This window comes from Phoenicibacter congonensis, assembly GCF_902386915.1.
GTDB classification, from domain to species: domain Bacteria; phylum Actinomycetota; class Coriobacteriia; order Coriobacteriales; family Eggerthellaceae; genus Phoenicibacter; species Phoenicibacter congonensis.
Genome location: NZ_LR698997.1, coordinates 746,008 through 768,565, shown reverse-complemented (window position 1 = coordinate 768,565; position 22,558 = coordinate 746,008). Strand labels below are relative to the sequence as shown.

Below are 22,558 nucleotides of genomic sequence, written 5' to 3'. Positions count from 1 at the left end.
TTGAGCAATGATATTCCCAACTTTCCCGCCTCGGCGCAAAACGCACTTAAAGGAATCAAATCCGATAACTTTCTAGCCAATATCAAGCCCGTACTCTCTGACTACGAGCCCATAAAATATGAGCCCCTCACTTTCAAGCCTGGCTGGCACCAGCTCGTTGTTATCGGTAACGGCTTTGACCTAGAATGCGGGCTAGCGTCGGGTTTCTCGAGCTTTTTTAAAGCCCGAGCTGCCGCTTTCAAAAAACCCGTCAAAGGGCAGGGTCTGGGCAACCTGGTTTTCACTGAAACCATTTGGGATAAAGTTCTCTCGTCTATGAAGGATTCGAATTGGTGCGATATAGAGGGGGCTATAGCCGATTGGATTGCTCCAAAAAATAAAGAAGGTAAAAGGTCAAAGTCGAAGTTCGAAAAAACCCTACATAAATTGGCAAATCCAACAGGATTCTACGACACCGACAAAGTGGAAGATTCTGTAGCCCTGTTTTTAGAAAAACGCTATCAGCACCATGGGCCCTGGAACTCAGAGAACCTGCTTCAGATAACACGTGAGGACCTGGCCAAGCTGGAATCAGACTTCGATAGATATCTTTGGGATGAAGTCGAGACCTCGAAGGGTTACAAGGAAAAGGTCGGCGAATTGATGTCGGAAATCATCCTTAACCAAAGGCCTTCAAAAGATAAATACGACGTGGAGGAAAGCATCCTCAGCTTCAACTACACAAGAGCTATCAACCAATTTCGTTCCGACGAACATGATACGGAGTACGTCAATATCCACGGAAGGCTTGGTGGAGAGATTGTCTTCGGAATCGATGGAACGGATAGGATGGACAACCCCATGGCTCTTCCATTCACCAAAACCTACAGACTCATGGCACTCGATCTCCCGGATGTTGAAAAACTCGTTCATGTTCCAACATCCGGCGTTCCCATGGCTGACGGAACCAAGATGATCAAATTCTACGGTCACTCCCTCAGTGAAGCAGACTACTCATACTTCCAAGCTATATTCGACTCCGTAAAGCTGTATGAGGGGGATACGCGCCTCGTTTTTTATTTCAGGCCCCATAAGCTACCGAGCGGCTGCATGCAGGATGAAAATTGCGCCAGAAAAGAAATGATGGAAAAGGTGATTCGCCTGCTTACGGCCTACGGCCTCACGCTGTACAATAAAGACCACGGCAAGAACCTTATCCATAAGCTGCTTATAGAAGGCAGGTTGTCGGTTAGCCTCTTGGAAAACAACGTTCGTAGACTATAGCTATCGATAGGAGGACGATGAAATACAACCTCGACAAGCTCAAGAAGGTCGAGCTGCGTGACGTGTGGCCGCACGAGGCACTCGACTTCACAAAGTGGCTCTCTGAAGAGCCAAATCTTGCCATATTGAGCGCTGCAGTCGGCATTGAACTCGAACTTATAGAGACCGAGTCGTCGGTAGGCTCGTTCAACGTCGACATCTATGCGCAGGAAGCCGGCACCGGACGCAAGGTGGTCATTGAGAACCAGCTCGAGGACACCAACCACGACCACCTAGGCAAAGTTATCACTTACGCCGCCGGCAAGGGCGCCGAGGTTGTCGTGTGGGTGGTGGCTCGCGCACGCGACGAGCACCGTCAGGCCATCGAGTGGCTCAACCAGCACACCGATAGCGATTTCGGGTTCTTCCTAGTGGAGATAGAGCTGTGGTCCATTGGAGGCTCCTTGCCCGCTCCGCGTTTCAACGTAGTCGAGCAGCCTAACGAGTGGACGAAGGCCATCAAGCTCAGCGAGGGCCTCTCCGAGACCGAGCGCGTCAAGCTATCGTACTGGACCAAATATCGTGAGGTGGCCCAGGCGACGCCTGAGTTTTTGAAGGCGTTCAACCCGCAGAAGCCTTCGAAAGACCATTGGACCACGTTGCGTTGCGGTACGTCCGCCTACCATATCGCGCTGCTTATAGACACGCAACACGGCAGAATCGGCATCGAGTTCTACGCGCCCGACGACAAGGAAATCGGCCACAAGGCCATCGACAACACCGATTTGTTTGAAGAACGCCTTGGCCTTATGGCCACACCCTTTGACGCCAAGAAGGCGTCAGGGCTTCGCTTCTACAAAGACGGCTGCAAGATCAAGAACAACGAGGCCGCCTGGCCGAAATTCATATCAGAGCAGCTCGAATGGGCCCTCATCATGAAGAAGCTGATTGCCGAGCTTGGGCTTTAGGCGCTAACCGCGCCCCATTCCAAAGATGTTTGCGTCGTCGGCATCGACATCGTTGTCGATCGTTGTCGATGCCGTCGGAAACGGTTCTTCTTGCAACAGCTCTGCCGTCGGCGCGTCAACAGGCTCGCCGAGCGCCAGGAAGAACCTCATCACGTGCTCGCTTCTCTGTTGCAGGGACTCGCTCAGCTCGCCGTAGAATGCCGCCAGGTGCACTTCCTTAGTCAACTCAGCCATTGAGCCCTTCAGCGCCTTCTGCACGCTTACTGAGGGCTTCACCTCGACCTGGGTATCGGAGAGCTTGGCGATGAGTAATCCTGCCTGCTCATGCCGCTCCAAGCTGCCATGTCTCATATGAACTTATGCTTCTCAGGAGTGTAGCGAAACTCCATCGTCTTGATGAGCTTGCGGACGCTACTCTCACGCGGATCCTGCTTATCCCCCACCCCATCGAGCGCGGCGGTCATATCGTCCTGCTTCGTGGGGAACAGGTGCGCATAGCGGTAGGTGATGTCCACCGCCTCGTGGCCCATGCGCTCGGCGATGGCCAGCGCGGAGAAGCCCATTTCAATCAGCAGGCTCACGTGGCTGTGGCGTATGTCGTGTATGCGGATGCGCTTCACGCCCGACGCCTTGCACCCGCGCTCCATCTCGTGGGCCAGTTGCCAGACATTATCGATTGGCTCACAAGCAAAAACTGCGAAGGTTAGAAAAATAACTAAAGAACAGATTGAATCTGCTGTATAAGAGCTAGAAGAAGCAAACCAAAATAAGGACACTGTCGATTTTATAGGGAAGGTCAAAAAAGTTTGCTACATAGCCAATAGCTCAATAGACGCTGCTGGTGGTATTGGCCTGCACCTTGCAAAAGTGATGAATTTCTTCTTTGGTTAACAATTTAAAAATAACGAAGCATTAGCAACACACACTCACTCACACAGTAATGCCTTAACACATTGGCGATTCAGCTTTTGAAAAGAGATTTCTGACTCCAGAATACATAAGAAACGAAATCCAATAATTGAATAGTCCCTTTTAATGAGTCAATCAACTTCGCAGTAAAAATTATACTTTTTAAAAATTCTGAAAAGTAAGGACCGCAACCATGGTGATTTATAAGGATTGGAAGGCGCTAATTGGGATGGCACTGCGGAGCTGGATTTTGGCGCGGGGCCGGTGTTGGCGCTGGCAATATCAATCGCCAATACATCCTATCGTTTCGACGGCAAGGATACACTAACCTACTGCCACAGGATAATCAACAAGCGTGAGAACAATTTTGACCTGCGCCGCATGAAAAGCACCAGTGCTTCCGACTCCCCTCTCACTGGCGGTCGACTAATCATCACCAACAATGACGGCAACAGGCATGTGTTTCGTTATGTCAAAAATGCGAGAATGGTTGCAGAGCAGCTGCGAGTAGCTGTCGATGAATCAAGCCGAGCCTGTGGTGACGTGCAAAACAGAATCATAGCCTAATGTCCACTCCTCCCCTGGCTGTTTCACTAGAGAGATGCATTATTGGAAACTAGCAGACAGGTCAAAAAACAAGAGGCTAGAACAACTCCACTCGCCTTAGCAAAAAATCAATCAAGTTGCAGTGAAAGATACTGTTGTCGTCATAAAAAAAGTGAGGCACGTCCTCGCGCACAAAGACTTTCTTAAAAAAGTTTTTGGCTAACATTAGCGATGCTATTTCATACGATTCCTTTTTTCGATGTCCATGCGAAAGGCTGACTGTATGCAGGCTCACCTAGAACTTACTCCAAAAGTCGACTAAGTTCTAGGTGACAAGCGAACTACAGGAAAAATCTAAAGAAGAGAAAACATTCGTGCATAAATCCAACGACTGACCAGGAAAGATTTACTAAAAGAGTATGAGTCCCCCCAAGCTGACGGACCATGTTAATGAAATATTCAGAAGCATTGGATTAAAGAAATAGCGTTGGGAAGAAAAGAAATTGGTGCGGGCGAAAGGACTTGAACCTTCACGGGAGAAACTCCCACTAGCACCTGAAGCTAGCGCGTCTGCCAATTCCGCCACGCCCGCACAATTAGAGCAAAATTGATTATAAATGAATTGCTTTGGCTATTCGCCGTCTGTGATAATAATTCTTCCGCAAGCAGGACAAACAGAAACCTCGCCCGCCTTCTTGATTTCGAGTAATTTGCCTTCCTCAATTGGAGACCTGCAAACAGAACAACAATTGCCATCAAGCTCGCTTAAAACAACATTTCCAACCTTGACAGCTGCATCATCATATAACGCTGCAATCCCTTTAGGCAGGCTGTCATAAACCTTCTTACGAGAGACAGTGAGGCCAACAATCTCCTCACGCGCCTTTGCCTTAGCTGCATCGATTTGCTTACCCAAAGAGTTCTTTTTGTCACATACGGTTTCTTGTGCCGCTTTTAACTTTGATTGTAACTCTTCAACTTTTTCCTGTTCGACGGTTGCATTAATCATGATTTCAGCAAGAACATTTCTTCGGGAAGAAATTGAATCTAGCTCTTTAGTGTGCACCTCAAGATTGCGATAATCACCAGCTGCATCGTCAATTGAGCGCTGAACGGTTTTTTGGCGATCGGCAAGCGATAAGTCTTCTGCATTCATTTTCTCGTAACGACGCTCGACGTTTCGCTTCATTACTTCGACCTGCTTAATCTTCGATTTGATGTCTTTTAGCTTTTCATCTACAAGCCGATATTCTTTTATTTCAGGCAAATCTCTGACTGCCGCATGAACATTTTTTATCTGGGCATCTACTTCTTGGATTTTTTTAAGGTTTTTAATGTCGTTGCTTGTAGCTTTCACTTGTAAAACCCCTGTCCTAAAAAATATTTCCAATCAATTCGTAATAATACGTTAACCGAGCGTGTTGTTCAAGTAAATTAGATGGTAATTGACCTAATTTGCTCCCAATTGTGTCCTTGGTCCAAAATCACAATACGCGATGATTCAAGTCCGATCTTCTTGCAAGAATTTGCAAGCACAGCAGCAAGCGGAAGTTCTGACACATCATGCCCCAAATCGATGATGCAAAGCCCGCTTTCCCTTGCAGCCAAAGCGTCATGATATTTAACTTCTCCTGCAATCAAAACGTCAACTCCAGTTTTTAAGCACAAGCTAATGAGAGAACCGGCACTTCCTGTAGCAGTCACAACTCTTTTGCATTTTTTGCGCAAATCGCCCCAAACGCGTGGAGACCTGCCAAACACTGCAGTGCATCTTGACCCCAACTCCGAAAGCGAAGTTTCTTTTATTTCACAAACTTGACCAAAGCCTTTATCTTTTGAACCTGGTATTGGCTGCAAGACCTTGTTCTTCACTTTTCCACCATTTACTTTTCGAGTGCCTTTCAGCGGTGCCAAGTGCAACAATGATGGCAAAACGCGCTGTGCATCGGCGCTAACATCAAGCGCAGTGTGAAAATTCATGAGAGCGATGTTAGCTTTAATCGCATCAAAAACAATCGACCCAGAATTTTGACCAACACAATTTGAAGGCTTGAAATCGACAACTCCTTCGCGATAGCTTGGGTGATGAGTGAGCAAAACATTTGCGCCTGCCAGTTTCGCCGCCCTAATTGCTGACACTGTTGGATCTAATGCAACAGCCACACGCTCAATTCTCGCAAATGGATCTCCAACTAAAAGACCCGTTTTGTCACCAGGGATTGCATCGGCTGCTGGATATTTTTTCAAAAGCTTTTGTTCAAGCTCACCAACATACATCACGCGTTTGGAGTCTTCTTTAACTTGTAATGTTCCTTTTTGAGTTTTTATTAAATTTGCCAATTAAATCACCTCTTTAAACGAATTGACAAATGAGGTAATGTCATCTTTCGTTGTGTAGCGCCCAAATGAAACTCTGAGCTCACACATTCCATCATCATCAGAAATGCCGACGGCTTTTAGCGATTTTGAAACTGTCGCAGAGCCCGTCGAACAAGCAGAGCCGCCAGCAACAGAAATTTGGCGGTCATCTAAACGCAAAATCAAAGTTTCAGACTCCACACCTCCAACTATAAACGTTGCGATGTTTGGAAGATAGGAGCACGCTGGATTTTCGTTTAACCCTGCCTTTTCATCGACCACCAATCGCACAGGTCTATTAGCAGAAGTTGTCATTTTAGAAAGGTTGTCAACGATGAAATCTTTGAATTCTTGTAAACGCCTCACCTCTTCATCCAAATTAGCAACACACGCCTTTGCAGCGGCAGCAAAGCCAACTGCTCCACACACGTTTTGCGTTCCACCTCTTCGCTTGCTTTCTTGGCCCCCCCCAATCATTGGACTTGAAAACCCAACTGACTTTTTTAAATAAAGAGCCCCCACGCCTTGAGGTCCTCCGATTTTATGAGAAGAAAACGACGCAGAATCAACGCCAAGTTTTTCTAGATCAACCGGAACTTTTCCAAAGGCCTGAGTCATGTCGCAATGAAAAATGCACCCCAAGCCATGAGCAACGCTAACAAGTTGTGCGATGTCTTGAACACTTGCAAGTTCTGAATTTGCCATCTGCACAGAAACAAGCGGGCTCTCAGCGTTTTTAATAGCAGCGGCCAATCCATCATTCGAGACAAAGCCATGCTTGTTAACTTTTAGCAGCACCACGTTTTTCTTGCCTGCGACATGATTAGCTGCTTGCAAGACTGCAGGATGCTCAATTTCAGTTGTGATGATTGTTTTGCAGCCGTTAGCGGCAAACAATCCTGAAAGAGCTAAAAAAATGGATTCGGTTGAACTTGCAGTAAAAACAATTTCTGAAGGTCTCTTTGCGTGCAGACACCTTGACAAATCACGCCTGGCAGTTTCTAAATGGCTGTTAGCTTCGCGACCAAGGCTATATAAAGAATTAGCGTTACCGCGAAAAGGCAAACTTTCGCATCCAAACGAACTCACAAATGGCTTCATTGCCACACAGGCTTCTTCGCACATCGGCGCAGTTGCCGCATAATCAAGATAAACCAGCTGGCTGTCATCACTGTTTATGTTATTCAAATTGTTCATTGAGCCATTCGCCTACATATATTGCGCTAACAATTGCTGTTTTTTAAGACCAGCAGCCCTGCCCAACTCAGCATCAACTTTAATTGCAGAAATTGCTTTTGAATAGTCATCATTGCAAAAACATGCATTTCCACAAACAAGCACATCGGCACCACTTGCGCACACCTTTTGAGCCGTACCAACACCAATTCCACCATCTGCTTGCATTAGAGGTGAACAGTTATGTGCTGCTGCAATGGCACAAATCTCAGCCATGGAATCTATTACGCTAGATTGAAATTTTTGCCCCGAAAAACCAGGCTCAACACTCATTGCCAAAACCATGTCAAACGATGAAATAACGTCGTCTACCGCCTCTGGTTTTGTGCTGGGCCGAAGAGCAACACCAGCTTTTTTGCCAGCAGCATGAACCCTCCTAGCAAAGCGATTCATTTCTTCTGGTGAACCTGCCTCGATGTGTGCTGTTAAAATGTCGGCACCTGCGTCGAGATATTTTTCTACATAATCAAGCGGATTAGAAATCATGAGATGAACATCAAGTGGCAAACTTGTAATCTCGCGAATTCTTTTAACAAGCGGAAGCCCAAAAGTGAGATTTGGAACAAAGTGTCCATCCATAACATCAATGTGCACAAGCCCTGCTCCCGCAGATTCAATTGCTTTTATTTCTTTTTCCAGATTACAAAGGTCGGCCGATAAAATCGAAGGTGAAATTTTAACTTTTTCAAACATCTAAAACAGTCCTCTAAATTGGAATTCTTTGAACAACTTCGATTATATAATGTTGGAAAAATTAATGTTTCGTGAGTGGCAAAATGCGAGTTTCCGATTTAACATTCTTCATCTACAATTCACAATTCGGCCAAATCACAATTGCTTCAAACGGCAAACAAATCACATCTGTTAGTCTTGGGGCAAAAAAAATGAGCGGCACATTCACACCGACAAAACTCACAAACGAATGCTCGACTCAAATTCTTCAGTTTTTATCGGGAGACAGAAAACGCTTCAACATTCCAATTCTTTTACAAGGAACAGAATTTGAAAAGGAAGTGTGGCGCGGCCTTTTCAAAACTGGATATGGCTGCACAGTAACACCAATGCAGCTGGCACATCTCATCGGTAAAGATAACACCTACAGAAACATCCCAAAAGCGGCATATGCAAACAAGCACTCAATTTTAATACCTGATTATCGGCTTCTTCCTGCTTCAAAATTTGAGAAGCCATCGCAGGAAAGCAAAGTTCGCATGGCGCTTCGAAAAATTGAATCTAAATTCCTCTAGACTAACCATTTATTTCTAAGATAGAATAATTTCACTGCCAAAAGCAGGTTGGTTCTGCATGCCCAAATACCTGCAATCATCTTTTTAGCGCTGGCAAGATTGGCAAAGCAAAAATTCTGCAAATCTAAATTTATTTTTGCTTTGAGAAATAACATGCAAAGTAGGTTCTCTAAAAGAAAAGCGCAAAAGTATCTTTATTAACACCTTTAGGAGGGTTTTTTTAATGGAAAAGTTAGGTCATTTTTTTAATGCTAAGAGCGGCCTTTTAATCGGCGGCCTGGTGTGCGGAATTGGCTTTGCCTTGCTTGCTTTCTTCGGAAATCCAGCTAACATGGCATTTTGCGCCGCATGTTTTATTCGCGACACTGCAGGCTCAATGAAACTTCACACAGCTGAAGTTGTTCAATATTACCGCCCAGAAATTGTTGGCGTTGTTGTTGGTTCGTTCCTCATTGCAATTGCGACAAAGGAATATAAATCAACTGCTGGCTCTTCACCAATGACTCGCTTTGTGCTCGGCTTCATCATGATGATCGGTGCGCTCGTGTTTTTGGGATGCCCACTTCGCATGATTTTGAGAATGTCAGCTGGCGACCTTAACGCTTGGGTTGGTCTCATTGGCTTTGTTCTCGGAATTGCAACTGGCACAATTTTCTTGAAGAGAGGTTTCTCGCTTGGACGCGAGCACGAGACAAAACCAACAGCAGGTGCAATTTTGCCAATCCTTTTGATTGTTGGTCTTTGCTTGAGCGTTTTTGCTGGCATTTTTGTAGTTAGCCAAAAAGGACCAGGCTCACAACATGCACCTGTTGCAATCGCATTAATTGTTGCTCTCATTATTGGAGCTATTGCACAAAAAAGCAGAATTTGCTTCGCAGCAGGCACAAGAAATGCAATTTTAATGCGCGACTTTGACCTCCTTCTTCCAATCCTTGGAATGTTTGTAATTATGGTCATCTACAACGTAGCAACTGGCCACTTTAAAGCATCTTTTGATGGACAGCCAATCGCACACGCACAGCACATTTGGAACATCCTTGGTCTTTATGCAGTCGGCTTTGGCGCTGTTCTTGCAGGTGGATGCCCACTACGTCAAATGACTCTTGCTGGACAAGGCTCCTGCGACGGAGCTGTGACATTCCTCGGAATGCTCATCGGTGCAGCTTTTGCACACAACTTCGGACTTGCAGGCGTTGCAGCTTCGGCAGCAACAGCAGAAAAAGCAGCTGTTGCAGGCGGCCCAACAACTGCTGGACAAATTTTCCTCATTTGCTGCATCGTAGTTCTATTCATCATTGCTTTTGCAAACTTGAAGAAGCAAAAAGAGCAAAACTAGATACAAATTAACTGTTTAACTGGAAAAATTAATCAAGATGTTTAGAATTAGTTAGGAATAATTTTAGGAAGGAATCAATATGGTAGAAGTTGATGCACGTGGGCTTCAATGCCCTGAGCCAGTAATGCTCACACTGGCTGCAATCAAAGAACACCCTGATGAGGAAATTCATGTTCTAGTTTCAAGCGCCATTCCACGCGACAACGTTGAGAGAATGGCAAAAAAACGTGGTAAAGATGTCACAATTGCCGAAGACGGTGGTGACTTCGTTCTCACACTCAAATAATTAAAACTTCAAGGCGAGGGACATGGCAACAAAAGAGCTTTATGCAGTAGTGACTTTTCACACGACAACAGGTGCAATGCACATGGAAAATGTGGCAAAGAAAAACGGTGCAAAAGGTCGTTTGATACCTGTTCCTCGCGTTATTTCGGCAGGTTGCGGGCTGGCATGGCGTGAGCCTGTTGAAAACAAAGATTTTATCCTCGGGCTAATTAAAGACAACGAAATAGACATGGACGAAATCTATGATCTTGAGCTTTAAGCTCGTTTTTAGATCCTCTATTATTTGTCTTTTTTCACGGCCACATTTTTAGCAAAGAGGCAATTACCATGGACGAATTGATTTATCTTGACAATGCCGCTTCCACAATGAAGAAACCTCAAAGCGTTGTTGATGCAATCACAGAAGCTCTCACAACCTTTGGTGGACCAGGCAGAGGCGGACACCCTGCTGCAATCGCTTCATCTATGGCACCATTTAGAGCCCGCGCGGCACTAAATGAATTGCTAAACGCACCAAATCCAGAACAAATAGCGCTGACAGCCAACGTCACCGAATCGCTAAACATCGCCATTGTCGGGCTAGTCAAGCCAGGCGAGCATGTAATCACAACTGCTGCTTCGCACAACTCTGTTCTTCGCCCTCTTTATAGAAAAGAAAAAGAAGGAGCAAAACTCACAATTGTCCCAGTTGATGAAGAAGGGCAATTGCACATCGAAGATTTCGAGAGAGCATTTACTCCAGAAACAAAGTGGGTTGTTGCAACTCATTCATCAAATTTGACTGGTGACATCTATGACATCAAAAAACTTGCAGAAATAACTCATGCTCACGGTGCAAAAATCATAATTGATGCTGCACAAACTGCCGGCGTTGTTGACATAGACATGCAAAATGACGACCTTGACATAGTTTGTGTTACAGGGCACAAATCCCTCTATGGTCCTCAAGGGATTGGAGCGATTGCTGTCAAAGAAGGCATCGACATTCCTTCTTTTAAAGTTGGCGGAAGTGGTGTCCATTCCTATGAGAAAACACATCCTGACTACATGCCAGAATCGCTTGAAGCAGGCACTTGCAACGCCCATGGGGCCGCTGGTTTTGCTGCAGGAATAAATTATGTTCTCGAAAAAACGCCAGCAAAAATTAAAGAGCACACCGATCAGTGCATTGAGCGCTTTGAAAATGGAATTAAAAATGCTCCAAACATTAAGTTCTATGGAGGCAAGGGCAATCCACTGGGAAGATGCGGAATCTCTGCCATCAACATTGGAAATGCCGATTCATCAGAAGTCTCTGACATTCTTGCTTGTGACTACAACATTTGCACACGCCCAGGAGCACATTGCGCACCTCTCATGCACGAAGCACTACACACAGTTGAACAAGGCATTGTTCGTTTTGGGTTCTGCTCATTCAACACATTTGAAGAAGTCGATGCTGCAATTAAAGCTGTAAACGAAATAGCCGAAGGCTACATAAGCTAGAAAGAAACTGTTGCTTGTTTTGAAGAGGTTGCGCCTTTAAGCCCGATTAGCTTAAAAATTTCAAAGCAAGGTAGCAAAAGCTCTTTTCTTCCCCCAGACTTGCCCAGATTGTAGGTCTGCTGTCTTGCTAGACGCCCAGTGCAAGCATCATCTCCCTAGTCAACCTGATTTCTCCATGGCGTGCCGCAAAACTAGACCCTACAGTCAATAGTAACGAGCTCTTGTGCACTGCTCGGTTTGAAGCCCAGACTCAAAACTAGTCCGAACATGCGCGTCCACGCACCCTTGCCTACTCGGTACGAAGTGCTATTACAGGGTCTTTTCTCGAAGCTGAAGCGGCAGGAATGAGACCTGCAATAAAAGTTAAGAACACGCTAATGCAAATGAGGATTATCGCTGCTGAGAAAGGCAGTGACGCGATGTTAGGCACACCCGTGAGGGCTTTTACAATAGCAGAAGCCGGGATGCACAACAGAGCTGTCACAACAATTCCCATTACGCCTGCTATCAAACCTTCAAGGATAGTTTCGGCGTTAAACACTTGAGAAATGTTTTTGCGGCTTGCACCAATTGAGCGCAAAATTCCAATCTCTTTAGTTCTTTCAAGAACCGAGACATAGGTGATAATGCCAATCATAATTGATGACACGATGAGAGAAATCGAAACGAATGCTATGAGCAAATAGCTAATAACATTGATGATTGTGCGCACACCTGACATCATTACACCAACAATGTCGGTGTAGGACACAGCTTTGTCATCATACCCACTGTCTCTCATCTGTTTTGAATAATCATCCAAGTTGTCTTTAACCGCTTGTTTGGTGTCAAAATCTTTTGCATAAATGTCAATAGACGTTGGTGTGTTTAGGTCGGCATATCCAAGTTGTTGCAAATTAGACTCTGCAGAATCGGTGCCTCCACTAATTAGCGCCAAAATTGCGCCTTGCATTTCCTCTGGGGTCATGTTGAATTTAAATGCATTTGCGAACGCATCTTGATCTATCGAAATTGAATTAGCAATGTTGTTTGCCAACACGTTTTGAATTTGTGACATTGACGACTGCATGCTCCTGCTGATTGCGGCCGAAACTGCATTCATCGCCTGATTCATATATTGATTCATATATGAAGACAATGCCTCAGACACTTTCTGTGTTGAAGAACCCATCGACTGCGCAATCTCCCCCATGCATTCAGCATAATAGCCCTGAGCTTCAGGAGTCTGGATATAATCTTCGACAGTTCCCGAATGACCAGAGCCGACCCATGCCGAGTAGCCGTTCAACAGCTTCACTGAATAGGTGCTAATGGCGCCTTGAACTGCAGAAATTTCAACCGAACCGCCAAGAATTTGCTGAATTTCCTTTTCGTCTATTGCAGGAAGAGCGGCTCCAATGTCACTAGCAGAAAAGTTAGTGCTAATGCTTTGAAGGCTTAAATTTAGAGATGTTGGGTCAAATTTAAACGCCGCCTGAATTGCGCCTTCATCGACAGTAATCAATTCAGAAGTGTCAAATCCAGAAGTTTTGTCGGTGTCGGAGAAATCCTTTCCCGAAAAGACATCAATATTTTTATCGGCAAGCTGTTCTTTTACAATCTGAGTTTTGCTAGCTTTATCAATGGTGTCTAAAATGAGATCATTGGTGTAATAAATGACTCCAGGCGTTAAAACTACCGATTTGGAACCTTCTTTTACCTGGACAATACCAGAAATCTTCAGAGTCTCTGACTTTGTGTTAATCAAGTTGTCGATGTATTCTTTGTCACCTGATTTGTCGACCCACACATCATAGCTAGAATCTTTCTGATATCTGTCGGCGCCAACCACGACTTTCATCTCGCTGTTCATGAGGTCGCGATAGGTGTGGGTGTTCTCGTCTTTTTCTACCTTCGCATCTTTTTCCTCAATAACCGACTGAACCATGTCTTTGTATTCTTGATAATCTCTAAACCCTAGTTGGTAGAGTGTGTAGTCGAGAAGATTTCCACTCTCTGAAAGAACAAGAACGCATTCATTTTTGTTAGTTGGCCAGTGCCCTGCCTTCAAATCATAGGAGTCTTCGACTAGCGATTGGTCAATCAATGGCTGAAACACATTTGTGGTCATCATTGAACTCATGGTTGAATTAGTGTAGGAACTAGAACCCATGCCCAAAGCTGAAAGTGAATCGTCAGGGTTAGCCTGCCTGTAGTCGGAGTCCTCAGGACCCTTCACATAGATTATTGGCTGAATGTTATAGTCATATTTGATGTAGGAAGAATTGTCGCGAACCGACTTGCCCTCGTCGCTTTCGATGTAGGATTTAAGCGATGTCAAGTCGTTGTTGCTCATCTTTGAGACCATGTTGTTTACAACTTCAGTCTCTCCCACAACAGTGTTCATAACATCGCCATCAGAATAACTCACACTTCCCGACCCGTTGCCAACAAAATCAGTTCCTACTGTAACCAAAGAAGATAAATCAAATCCTGATTTGGAAATTGATATTGGATATGATGTGAGGGTGTCTTCCTCAACATCATGAATATATCGATTAACTCCATTTGAGAGTGAAAGAATGGCGGCGATGCCGATAATGCCAATGCTTCCCGCAAAAGCTGTCATTATTGTTCTGCCTTTTTTGCTCATCAAGTTGTTAAAACTGAGCTCAAGAGCAGTAAGAAAACTCATTGAAGCTTTTCGCGCCTTTTTCCCAACCACGCCATCGATATCTTCCTTGGTTGGCTCATAGGCATTTGTGTCGCCCTGGATTTTTCCATCTCGCAAAGTCACAATGCGGTTTGCATATTTTTCTGCAAGCTCGGGGTTGTGTGTGACCATAATGACAAGTCGATCATTTGCAATTTCTTGAAGAAGGTCCATAACCTCGACGCTAGTTTGAGAATCAAGAGCGCCAGTTGGCTCGTCGGCCAAAAGAATCTCAGGATCGTTAATGAGAGCACGCGCTATTGCAACACGCTGCATTTGTCCACCCGACAATTGATTTGGCTTTTTGTAGATGTGATCTTTTAGCCCAACACGTTCAAGCACTTCAGTCGCGCGACGCTGACGCTCTTCTTTGTCAACACCTGACAAGGTGAGTGCTAATTCGACATTTTTCAAAACAGTCTGGTGACCAATGAGGTTGTAGGATTGAAAAACAAAACCAATGCGGTTGTTTCTAAACGTGTCCCAATCAGAAGCTTTGTAGTCTTTGGTTGAAATACCATCGATTATTAGGTCACCCGAATCATATCTGTCGAGGCCACCAATTATGTTTAAAAGAGTTGTTTTTCCAGAACCGCTTGGGCCTAAAATAGCAGCAAATTCGTTGTCACGAAAAGAGATTGACACATCATCAAGAGCGACCTGAGTAAAACCGGTTGTGACGTAGGATTTAGATATGTTTTTAACTTGAAGCATGAGTCGTCCCTTCTCGTGGATCTAATGTCCCTTTTAATTATATAAAATGCACACTTTTTCGCGCCTTTTGCCGCTCAGCTATCATCTAGCTGAAACTCACAAACAAAAAACTCTCACATGTGCGAAAAGTATGCCAAAAATAAACAAAAGCTCCTGTCTAACCCAGGCAGGAGCCAATAATTCTTTGTAATACAAGCCAAGAGAAATCTAGGAAATCATCAGCGTTGTTTTAAACTTCCTTGGCTTTGAGTTGAAGAGTCTGAGGATGTTTTTCCAAGTTCAACTTCAACAGTCTTTTCCTCATTGCCTCTCACCAACTTAACGCTAACCTTGTCGCCAGGATTCTTCTTTCTAACATCAAGGGTTAACTCAGATGAACTTGTAACTGCTTCACCGTCAAACTCTGTAATGATGTCTCCTTGTTGAATTCCTGCATTGTCAGCACCACTGCCGCTCACTACCGACGATACATAGGCACCAGAAGTTACATTAAAGCCATATCTCTTAGCGATCTGATCATTAATGGTTGTGCAAGAAACGCCGATTTGTGCATATGTTGGGGTTTTTCCTTCAATCAAATCGCGAGCAATGCCAATCGCATAATTTACAGGGATAGCAAAACCAACTCCTGAATAGTTACCCGAACTTGAAGTGATGAGAGTGTTAATGCCAATTAACTGTCCATTTTCATTGACAAGCGCACCGCCTGAATTGCCTGGATTAATTGCCGCATCGGTTTGAATCATGTTTGGATAAATCTTCACATCGGAAACGTCGGAGTTTGAATTATCGGCAATTTGTGACCTGGAAGTTGCAGAAATAATTCCTGTTGCAACCGATTGTTCAAGGCCAAACGGACTTCCAATGGTCATTACCCACTCTCCAGTTCTAATTGAGTCGGAATCACCAAGTTCAATCGCCGTCAGGTCTTCCCCAGCATCAACTTTGAGCACAGCAATGTCGCTAGATGAGTCGGCGCCAACCAACGTTGCGTCAAGTGTCTTGCCATTAACTGTCACTTTATAACCAGTACCGCCATCAATAACATGCTGATTTGTGAGGATATATCCATCTTTCGAAATAACAATGCCTGAACCAGAAGCAATCTTTTCGACGCTTGATTCGCTCTTTTGACTATTGCCATATCCAAACAAGGAACCAGATGAACTGCTGCTGCTTCCATAAACATCGATTGACACGACGCTTGGTAAACACTTCTGAGAAACAGCTTCAGCAAGTGTTGCTGACGAATCGGATGCCGTCACTGTAGAAGATGATGTAGAACCAAGAGTTGTCCCGCCAACTGATACTTTTGTATTGTTAAAAAAACCAGTAAAATTGCAAACTCCAAAAGCTAATATGCAGGCAAGCAACGCACCGACAAATGCTGTTGCAAAAACCCCGCAAAGATGCTTTTTCTTATTTGGATCAGGATTCGCAGTTGCAAATCCTGAATTATGATTAAAGGGAGGGACGCCAGCGCCATCATTCGGAGAATTTGGAATTTGGGTTTCTGAATTGATAGGCTTAGGGTTGGAAAAGGTTTCATCTGTAGTCGCTGGCGTCTTTTCAACGTTCGAAAAGTTCGAATTCATTTTTTCTTCTTTTATTGTCTTCTGCTCATTGTGCACGCTTCTGATGGCATCAAGTCTGTGAGTGCCTTGAGCGTGCGAGGTGGATGTTGTCATAGGGAGGGAAACGGTAAGTTTTTTTGATTCTTCGTTGGTAGGCTCACTAGTAAATGACTGATTCTTGCTTTCTTTGGTCGATTCATTTACCTGAGTCGTGTTGTCGTTTTTTTGATTCATTTTTTAACATCCACCTTGAACTTTCGAACTGCTGTGCAATTTGTTAAGTCGAAAGGAGAACTCTTTAAACTGCACAACCTTAATGTAACTGCCAAGAATGAATGCGTCAACAAAGATTGAAAGGAATACAACCCAGGGCGTGGTAACTTACACCTTGGGTTGTAGACGTGTGTACTACAAAAGATCAGTTGAGAGGAACTCTTTTGTGATGTCGTTTTGTGGATTCTCAAAAATCTGCGCTACAGTGCCCTTTTCCACAAAGCGTCCATCATGCATAATTGCGACATAGTCGCTTGCATCTTTCGCAAATTTCATGTCGTGAGTAACAATAACAATGCCAATTCCCGACTTGGCAATGCCTCTGATTAGTTTTGCAACATCACGCGACAAGCGCGGGTCTAGCGCACTTGTTGGTTCGTCAAAATAAAGAACGGAAGGGTTCATTGCCAAAGCGCGCGCGATGGCAACTCGTTGCTGTTGTCCTCCACTCAAATCACAAGGAACCATGTCACATTTATCAACCATGTCAAGGTCTGAGAGCTTTTGTGTGGCAATTGCGCGAGCCTCTTCATCTGTTTTACCTAAAACTGTTTTTAGAGGGCGCACAATGTTGTCCATCACAGTGTAGTGTGGGAACAAATTGAAGTTTTGAAACACTAAACCACAGCGTTTGCGAGCTTCGTTTAGAACTTCTTCCTTTGCATACACAGAAGTGCCATCTTTTTCGGTGCAAACTTTCAAATCGTCATATTCAAGCGTTCCACCATCAAATCTCTCAAGCATAGTCATGCAGCGAAGAAGAGTGGATTTACCAACGCCAGAAGGTCCGATGATCGTCATCACTTCATCATCATCAACAGCAAAGTCGACGTCATGCAAAACAACTTTGTTGCCAAAGAGTTTTTTGCCATTTGTAACAATCACTACTTCTTTAGGCATGGTAATAATCCATTCTCTTCTCAAGCCTGTTTAGAATTGCTGAAATCAAAAGACAGAAGCCCCAGTAAATGAGCGCTGCAAGGGCATATGGAATCATCGATACCTCTTTAGCAGCAAGGGCTTTTGCCGTTGAGAAAATCTCACCAATGCCAAGCACAAAGGCAAGGGATGTGTCTTTAACAAGCACAACAATCTCATTGCCAATCGCAGGAAGAATTCTTTTACACACCTGCGGCAAGATGATTTGAATGAATGTCTGACTTTTTGTGTAGCCCAAAACTTTTGCCGCCTCATATTGCCCAACGGGAATTGATTGAATGCCACTTCTGTAGATTTCACCAAAATAGGCTGAATAATTGAGAATAAAACCAATGGCACAAGCATAAAGTTTCCAATCAGCAACAGTGCTAATGCCAAATAAATAATAGGGACCAAACATGATTGCCATCAATTGCAGCATGAGTGGCGTGCCCCTCATAACAGAAATAAAGAATTGAGCAATGAGTGAAATTATTTTTACCTTGCTCATCCTAGCAAGCGCCACCACTATTCCTAGTGGCAGCGCTCCAATTAACGTTATGAAGAAAATTGAGACTGAAAATCCAAACCCTTCAAGGAGGAGTTTCAGCATAACTCCTAATTCCATTTACTTAACTAATCCTTACTACTTAAGCAGCCAATTGTCGATAGAAATGCCATAGCTTGAATATTTCTCGCAAAGTTCTTTTACAGTGTCGTCTTTATAAAGCTCACGCATTGTGGCTGTAACTTTTTCAGCCATTTGCTTGCCGTTATCGTCTTTCTTAAATCCAACACCATAATTCTCTTCAGAAATTTTTTCAGAGAGCTGAACATATTTATCTGGATTTGCAGCTAGTTGATATTCTGCAATTGACAAGTCGCAAGCCACAGCGTCCACAACACCCGATTCTAATTGCATAAATGCGGTGTTAAACTCAGGAACTGTGTCGAGACGCCCAAATGAGTCAGCCAAGTCTTTTCTGTCACCCTCTAAAACGTCTACAGTTGAGCTTCCTGCTTGCGTAACAACAGTTTTGCCTTTAAGGTCGGCAAGAGACTTGACGTTAGAATCTTTCTTCACAACAACGACCTGGCCATTAATCATGTATGGCTCAGTGAAGTTATATTTATCTTCACGGCCTTCGATTGTAAAGCCATTCCAAATGCAGTTAATTGTGCCCTGCTCTAACAAAGCATCTTTTGCATCCCAGTCAATAGCTTGAAGATCAATGTCCCAGCCATTTTTTTCAGCAACTTTCTTTGCCATGTCGATGTCAAAACCTGTTGGATTTCCTTGGTCATCTAAAAATCCATAGGGAGGATAGGAATTGTCAAAACCAACAACTAACTTTGTTTTTGAAGTGCTTCCAGAATCGCTAGATGAGCCCGAAGAGCATCCAACAAGTGTTAGGGCTAGCACAGCACAAGCAAACACACCGATTGTAGCGATGAGCGCTTGTTTTATTACCTTTGTGTTCATATATTCTCCTCTCGATTTATATACAGTCACCAAACGCTAAAAAACAACATTAATTACTTTAGCACAGTAAAGTGCTAAAGCAATAAATCTTTTCTAAAAAGTTCGGGAACTTGCGGTTTGACTTGCTCTGTTAGTATAATTTCAATTCAAATATAAATCTAAGGGAACAAAAAATGGGAAAAGAATCTAACACATTTTTAAAACAAAAAGAAATTAGCGACAAGACTCGCGCCGACATTGACTTACATCCTGAAAAATACAAAATCCTGAGCGGAGATCGCCCAACAGGACGGTTGCACATGGGTCACTATTTTGGGACTATTATCGACCGCGTCAATCTTCAAAACAAAGGCGTAAACACAAATATTTTGATTGCCGACTACCAAGTAATCACCGACCGCGACACCACAGAAAACATTGCTGATAACGTAAAAAACATGGTTATTGACTACATCGCCTGTGGAATTGATCCTGAAAAGACCATGATTTACACGCATTCAGCAGTGCCAGCACAAAATCAACTGATGCTTCCTTTCCTCTCTCTCGTCTCAGAAGCTGAACTTTTGAGAAATCCAACAGTTAAAGCTGAACAAGAAGCAAGCGGGCACACTTTGTCGGGGCTGCTTTTGACCTATCCAGTGCATCAAGCCTGCGACATTTTGTTCTGCCACGCAAACATTGTTCCAGTCGGAAAAGATCAGCTGCCGCACATCGAACAAACTCGCCAAATCGCTCGCAGATTCAACGAACGCTATGGCCACGTCTTTACAGAGCCTGTCGCACTTTTAACCGACGCAGTCGAAATGCCTGGTCTTGACGGCAGAAAAATGTCAAAGAGTTATGGAAATTCAATTGCTCTTTCTAACACTGAAGAAGAAACTGCAAAACTAATCAAAAAAGCTAAGACCGACTCCGACAGAAACATCACGTTTGACCCTGAAAACCGACCTGGGGTTTCGGCTCTTCTCACAACTGCTGCACTTTGCACTGGCCGCAAAGAGACTGAAATTGCAGAAGAGATTGGCGATGCTGGCTGTGGCGCATTAAAAAAATATGTAACAGAATCGGTCAACAATTACCTAGCACCAATTCGCGAAAAACGACATGAACTCGAAGGCAAAGATGAAATGATTAGAGAAATCTTGCACGAGGGAAACAAATTGGCAAACGAGATTGCAAACGAAACTCTAAATCAGGTTCGCGAAGCGATGGGAATGCTTTACTAAATTGCGCCTGCGCGCTCAAGTTCCATCAAAGCAACGTTGTCGCGCATCTTCATAGCATTTTTGCGCGAAAGTGCACCGCTTTCCTGAAGCTCATCAATTTTGTTAAGCTCGACTTTTAGCGCAAATGCACGAACATCATCTGTTGCATCTTGTGTCTTAATTGCTGTAGTGATTGTTGGAGCTGGTCTAGTTAACGAAGCGATTGTGCGCTCGTAATCTACAACGATTCTGGCTCCATATTCTGCCTGAACAGCGCCTATTGCCATTTCTGTCTTCAGGCACTCAAGGGCATATCTTTCGCACTCTACTTTAATCTGTCGGACCTCAAGGTCCATGTTGGCATATGTTTTGCGGAGATATTTAGCAACCAACCTCTTGTAGCGACGACATGTCGCTCTAAAACGAACTACTTTTTCTGACGGCAATATCACATGTGTTGCATGTGACAAAATGCGAGCATTTTTATCGAGAAACTGCATATATGTGTCGATGGCATCGGTGCTCGCCTCACCAGCTCTGCGGATCATTTCCAGTTTCTCTTCTTCCCAATGAATCATTCGCAGACGCAAGCAAAGAGTGCCTTCATCTTCTTCATCAGTAAAGGATTTAGCATGGTCAAGGCGTTTTTGATAATCTTCAACAACTTGACGCGTCGCCCGACTGTTTAGTTCATTTTCAGAAGCAGTGAGCTGATAGATTACTTCGCGCAAAATAAGCTGCAAGTTTTCATAATAGCTTGTTATCTCCGCCTCTTCATTTTCTGTTGTTTCTGGCTTTGGGGCAATCAACGGAAGAACAAATGTGGCAAGCAAAAGCGTGACCACAATAACACCGCATCCAATAAAAATGAGCAAACTGCGCTCCTGCATCAAAACGCCATTTGAAAGAGCAACAGGAAGTGTAAACAAAATTGATAGTGTGATGGTGCCCTTAGCACCGCAAAGCGTCATGATTAGTGCACGTTTTACAACCGATAATTCCTTCTCGTCGTCGCCCGGCTCTCTCGATTGCATCATCACAAGACACCACAAAAAACGTGAGAACAATAAAATGAAGGCAACAAGAATTATGCAACCTAACAAAAACCAGTTAGAAATGCTTGCATCATCCCAAACATAATACATTGCAGGTGGAATTTGTGTTCCAAGCAAAACGAACACAACGCCATTTAACACGAAAGAAAACACTTCCCAAAAACTCTCAGAAACAATGTTCATTTTAGAAATTGCGGGAGACGCTGTTGTGTTTTGTATTGGGTCTACGAGACCACATGCTACAACAGCAATAATTCCGCTAACGTGAATAGCAGATGATGTCATGTAGACAACAAACGGCACGCAAATCTCACACAATACATGAAAGACTGTCGAATCGAGCCCGGAGTCGCGCATTTTGCGAAGGAAATATTTCCCCGCAAATCCAACAAGAAGGCCAAAGATCAAGCCGCCAAAAAACTCTACAACAAAGTCTTCGCCGACTTGCAAAAAGTTGACTGAACCAGCAGCAGCAGCCGCGATTGCGACTTGAAACATAACAATGCCGCTAGCATCATTTAAAAGCAGCTCACCTTTTAACAGCGAGAAAATGTTTTTCGGGATGTTGGTTGTTCTTGACACAGATGTGACAGCAACAGCATCGGTTGGTCCAAGAGCAGCTCCAAGCGCCAATGCAGAAAACATTGGCACCATCGGCACTAAAAAGTGAAGAGAAAAGCCAATTGCAAGTGAGGTCAAAACAACAAGGATGATTGCCAGACCCAAAACACCTTTTCTGTCCCTCCAAAGTTCAAGCTTGTTTGCATGCTTTGCTTCGATGTAGAGAAGAGGTGCAATAAACAAGACCATAAACAGCTCAGAATCAAATTCGATTTTTACAGTATTATGGGCAAAAACTGCAATTGCAATGCCAAGACAAATTTGAACTAGAGGAATGGTTAGGTTCTTCACGAACCTGTCTATTACTGCTGAAATTAAAACGGAGAGCACAAGCAACAATGTGAGAGTCATTGCCTCCAAACTTAGTGCCCTCCTGTCTTTATAAAGGAATTTACTTTAATTAATAATAA

General features: G+C 44.1%; 20 protein-coding genes, 1 tRNA gene and 1 pseudogene. 9 read left to right on the top strand and 13 right to left on the bottom strand.

The genetic code is table 11. From position 1 onward, the window contains the following. Entirely contained in the window at nt 1-1,263 is a 1,263-nt protein-coding gene (locus tag FXZ76_RS03365; RefSeq protein ID WP_079535767.1) for an AbiH family protein, read from the top strand. A gap of 17 nt (nt 1,264-1,280) precedes the next feature. Beyond that, entirely contained in the window at nt 1,281-2,210 is a 930-nt protein-coding gene (locus tag FXZ76_RS03360; RefSeq protein ID WP_079535766.1) for a DUF4268 domain-containing protein, read from the top strand. Between the two features lie 3 nt (nt 2,211-2,213). Here the strand turns inward: FXZ76_RS03360 and FXZ76_RS03355 are convergent, their stop codons facing one another. Next, nucleotides 2,214-2,546, bottom strand: coding sequence for a hypothetical protein (locus FXZ76_RS03355; protein ID WP_162273019.1), 333 nt, complete (start codon nt 2,544-2,546; stop codon nt 2,214-2,216). A gap of 110 nt (nt 2,547-2,656) precedes the next feature. Further along, a pseudogene (locus FXZ76_RS06310) lies at nt 2,657-2,869 on the bottom strand (tyrosine-type recombinase/integrase); the annotation flags it as partial. A gap of 460 nt (nt 2,870-3,329) precedes the next feature. Between FXZ76_RS06310 and FXZ76_RS03350 the strand changes: the two are divergent. Further along, complete coding sequence (locus FXZ76_RS03350; RefSeq protein ID WP_079535765.1) at nt 3,330-3,686, top strand: hypothetical protein; 357 nt, start codon at nt 3,330-3,332, stop codon at nt 3,684-3,686. Nucleotides 3,687-4,169: 483 nt separating this feature from the next. Here the strand turns inward: FXZ76_RS03350 and FXZ76_RS03340 are convergent. The 5 genes from FXZ76_RS03340 to rpe all read right to left on the bottom strand — a co-directional run bounded on the left by FXZ76_RS03340 (nt 4,170) and on the right by rpe (nt 7,952). Further along, nucleotides 4,170-4,257 (bottom strand) — tRNA-Leu (locus FXZ76_RS03340). 39 nt (nt 4,258-4,296) lie between these two features. After that, entirely contained in the window at nt 4,297-5,022 is a 726-nt protein-coding gene (locus FXZ76_RS03335) for a zinc ribbon domain-containing protein (RefSeq protein ID WP_079535764.1), read from the bottom strand. Between the two features lie 77 nt (nt 5,023-5,099). Continuing rightward, on the bottom strand, nt 5,100-6,005 hold the full coding sequence (locus FXZ76_RS03330) for a Nif3-like dinuclear metal center hexameric protein (RefSeq protein ID WP_231961739.1): 906 nt from the start codon (nt 6,003-6,005) through the stop codon (nt 5,100-5,102). After that, nucleotides 6,006-7,220: a cysteine desulfurase family protein gene (locus FXZ76_RS03325; protein ID WP_079535763.1), complete on the bottom strand. Its 1,215-nt coding sequence runs from the start codon at nt 7,218-7,220 to the stop codon at nt 6,006-6,008. A gap of 12 nt (nt 7,221-7,232) precedes the next feature. After that, on the bottom strand, nt 7,233-7,952 hold the full coding sequence (gene rpe, locus FXZ76_RS03320) for a ribulose-phosphate 3-epimerase (RefSeq protein WP_079535762.1): 720 nt from the start codon (nt 7,950-7,952) through the stop codon (nt 7,233-7,235). Nucleotides 7,953-8,023: 71 nt separating this feature from the next. Here rpe and FXZ76_RS03315 point away from each other — a divergent pair, with 71 nt between their 5' ends. The 5 genes from FXZ76_RS03315 to FXZ76_RS03295 all read left to right on the top strand — a co-directional run bounded on the left by FXZ76_RS03315 (nt 8,024) and on the right by FXZ76_RS03295 (nt 11,613). Beyond that, nucleotides 8,024-8,506, top strand: a complete 483-nt coding sequence (locus tag FXZ76_RS03315) for a methylated-DNA--[protein]-cysteine S-methyltransferase (RefSeq protein ID WP_079535761.1) — start codon at nt 8,024-8,026, stop codon at nt 8,504-8,506. Between the two features lie 223 nt (nt 8,507-8,729). Continuing rightward, nucleotides 8,730-9,842 (top strand): YedE family putative selenium transporter, encoded by a 1,113-nt coding sequence (gene yedE, locus FXZ76_RS03310; protein ID WP_079535760.1) that lies wholly within the window; start codon nt 8,730-8,732, stop codon nt 9,840-9,842. A gap of 79 nt (nt 9,843-9,921) precedes the next feature. Further along, nucleotides 9,922-10,128, top strand: a complete 207-nt coding sequence (locus FXZ76_RS03305; protein WP_079535759.1) for a sulfurtransferase TusA family protein — start codon at nt 9,922-9,924, stop codon at nt 10,126-10,128. A gap of 22 nt (nt 10,129-10,150) precedes the next feature. Continuing rightward, nucleotides 10,151-10,387, top strand: coding sequence for a DUF3343 domain-containing protein (locus FXZ76_RS03300; RefSeq protein WP_079535758.1), 237 nt, complete (start codon nt 10,151-10,153; stop codon nt 10,385-10,387). 68 nt (nt 10,388-10,455) lie between these two features. Continuing rightward, nucleotides 10,456-11,613 (top strand): aminotransferase class V-fold PLP-dependent enzyme, encoded by a 1,158-nt coding sequence (locus FXZ76_RS03295; protein WP_231961738.1) that lies wholly within the window; start codon nt 10,456-10,458, stop codon nt 11,611-11,613. A 289-nt stretch (nt 11,614-11,902) separates the two neighbouring features. Here FXZ76_RS03295 and FXZ76_RS03290 read toward each other — a convergent pair whose 3' ends face one another. The 5 genes from FXZ76_RS03290 to FXZ76_RS03270 all read right to left on the bottom strand — a co-directional run bounded on the left by FXZ76_RS03290 (nt 11,903) and on the right by FXZ76_RS03270 (nt 19,267). Further along, on the bottom strand, nt 11,903-15,019 hold the full coding sequence (locus FXZ76_RS03290) for an ABC transporter ATP-binding protein/permease (protein WP_079535757.1): 3,117 nt from the start codon (nt 15,017-15,019) through the stop codon (nt 11,903-11,905). A gap of 218 nt (nt 15,020-15,237) precedes the next feature. Further along, the gene (locus tag FXZ76_RS03285; RefSeq protein ID WP_231961737.1) at nt 15,238-16,827 is read right to left on the bottom strand and encodes a S1C family serine protease; all 1,590 of its coding nucleotides are present in this window, start codon (nt 16,825-16,827) and stop codon (nt 15,238-15,240) included. 174 nt (nt 16,828-17,001) lie between these two features. Beyond that, complete coding sequence (locus FXZ76_RS03280) at nt 17,002-17,766, bottom strand: amino acid ABC transporter ATP-binding protein (RefSeq protein ID WP_172618930.1); 765 nt, start codon at nt 17,764-17,766, stop codon at nt 17,002-17,004. Next, nucleotides 17,759-18,412, bottom strand: coding sequence for an amino acid ABC transporter permease (locus tag FXZ76_RS03275; protein ID WP_079535756.1), 654 nt, complete (start codon nt 18,410-18,412; stop codon nt 17,759-17,761). The genes FXZ76_RS03280 and FXZ76_RS03275 overlap by 8 nt, the downstream gene beginning before the upstream one ends. Before the next feature lie 18 nt (nt 18,413-18,430). Continuing rightward, nucleotides 18,431-19,267: an amino acid ABC transporter substrate-binding protein gene (locus tag FXZ76_RS03270; RefSeq protein ID WP_147571527.1), complete on the bottom strand. Its 837-nt coding sequence runs from the start codon at nt 19,265-19,267 to the stop codon at nt 18,431-18,433. 173 nt (nt 19,268-19,440) lie between these two features. Between FXZ76_RS03270 and trpS the strand changes: the two genes are divergently transcribed. Beyond that, the gene (gene trpS, locus FXZ76_RS03265; protein ID WP_079535755.1) at nt 19,441-20,493 is read left to right on the top strand and encodes a tryptophan--tRNA ligase; all 1,053 of its coding nucleotides are present in this window, start codon (nt 19,441-19,443) and stop codon (nt 20,491-20,493) included. On the opposite strand, the gene FXZ76_RS03260 is transcribed toward trpS, so the two are convergent. Continuing rightward, complete coding sequence (locus tag FXZ76_RS03260; protein WP_162273044.1) at nt 20,490-22,499, bottom strand: cation:proton antiporter; 2,010 nt, start codon at nt 22,497-22,499, stop codon at nt 20,490-20,492. The two genes, trpS and FXZ76_RS03260, sit on opposite strands and share 4 nt — an antisense overlap. Between the last annotated feature and the right edge of the window lie 59 nt (nt 22,500-22,558).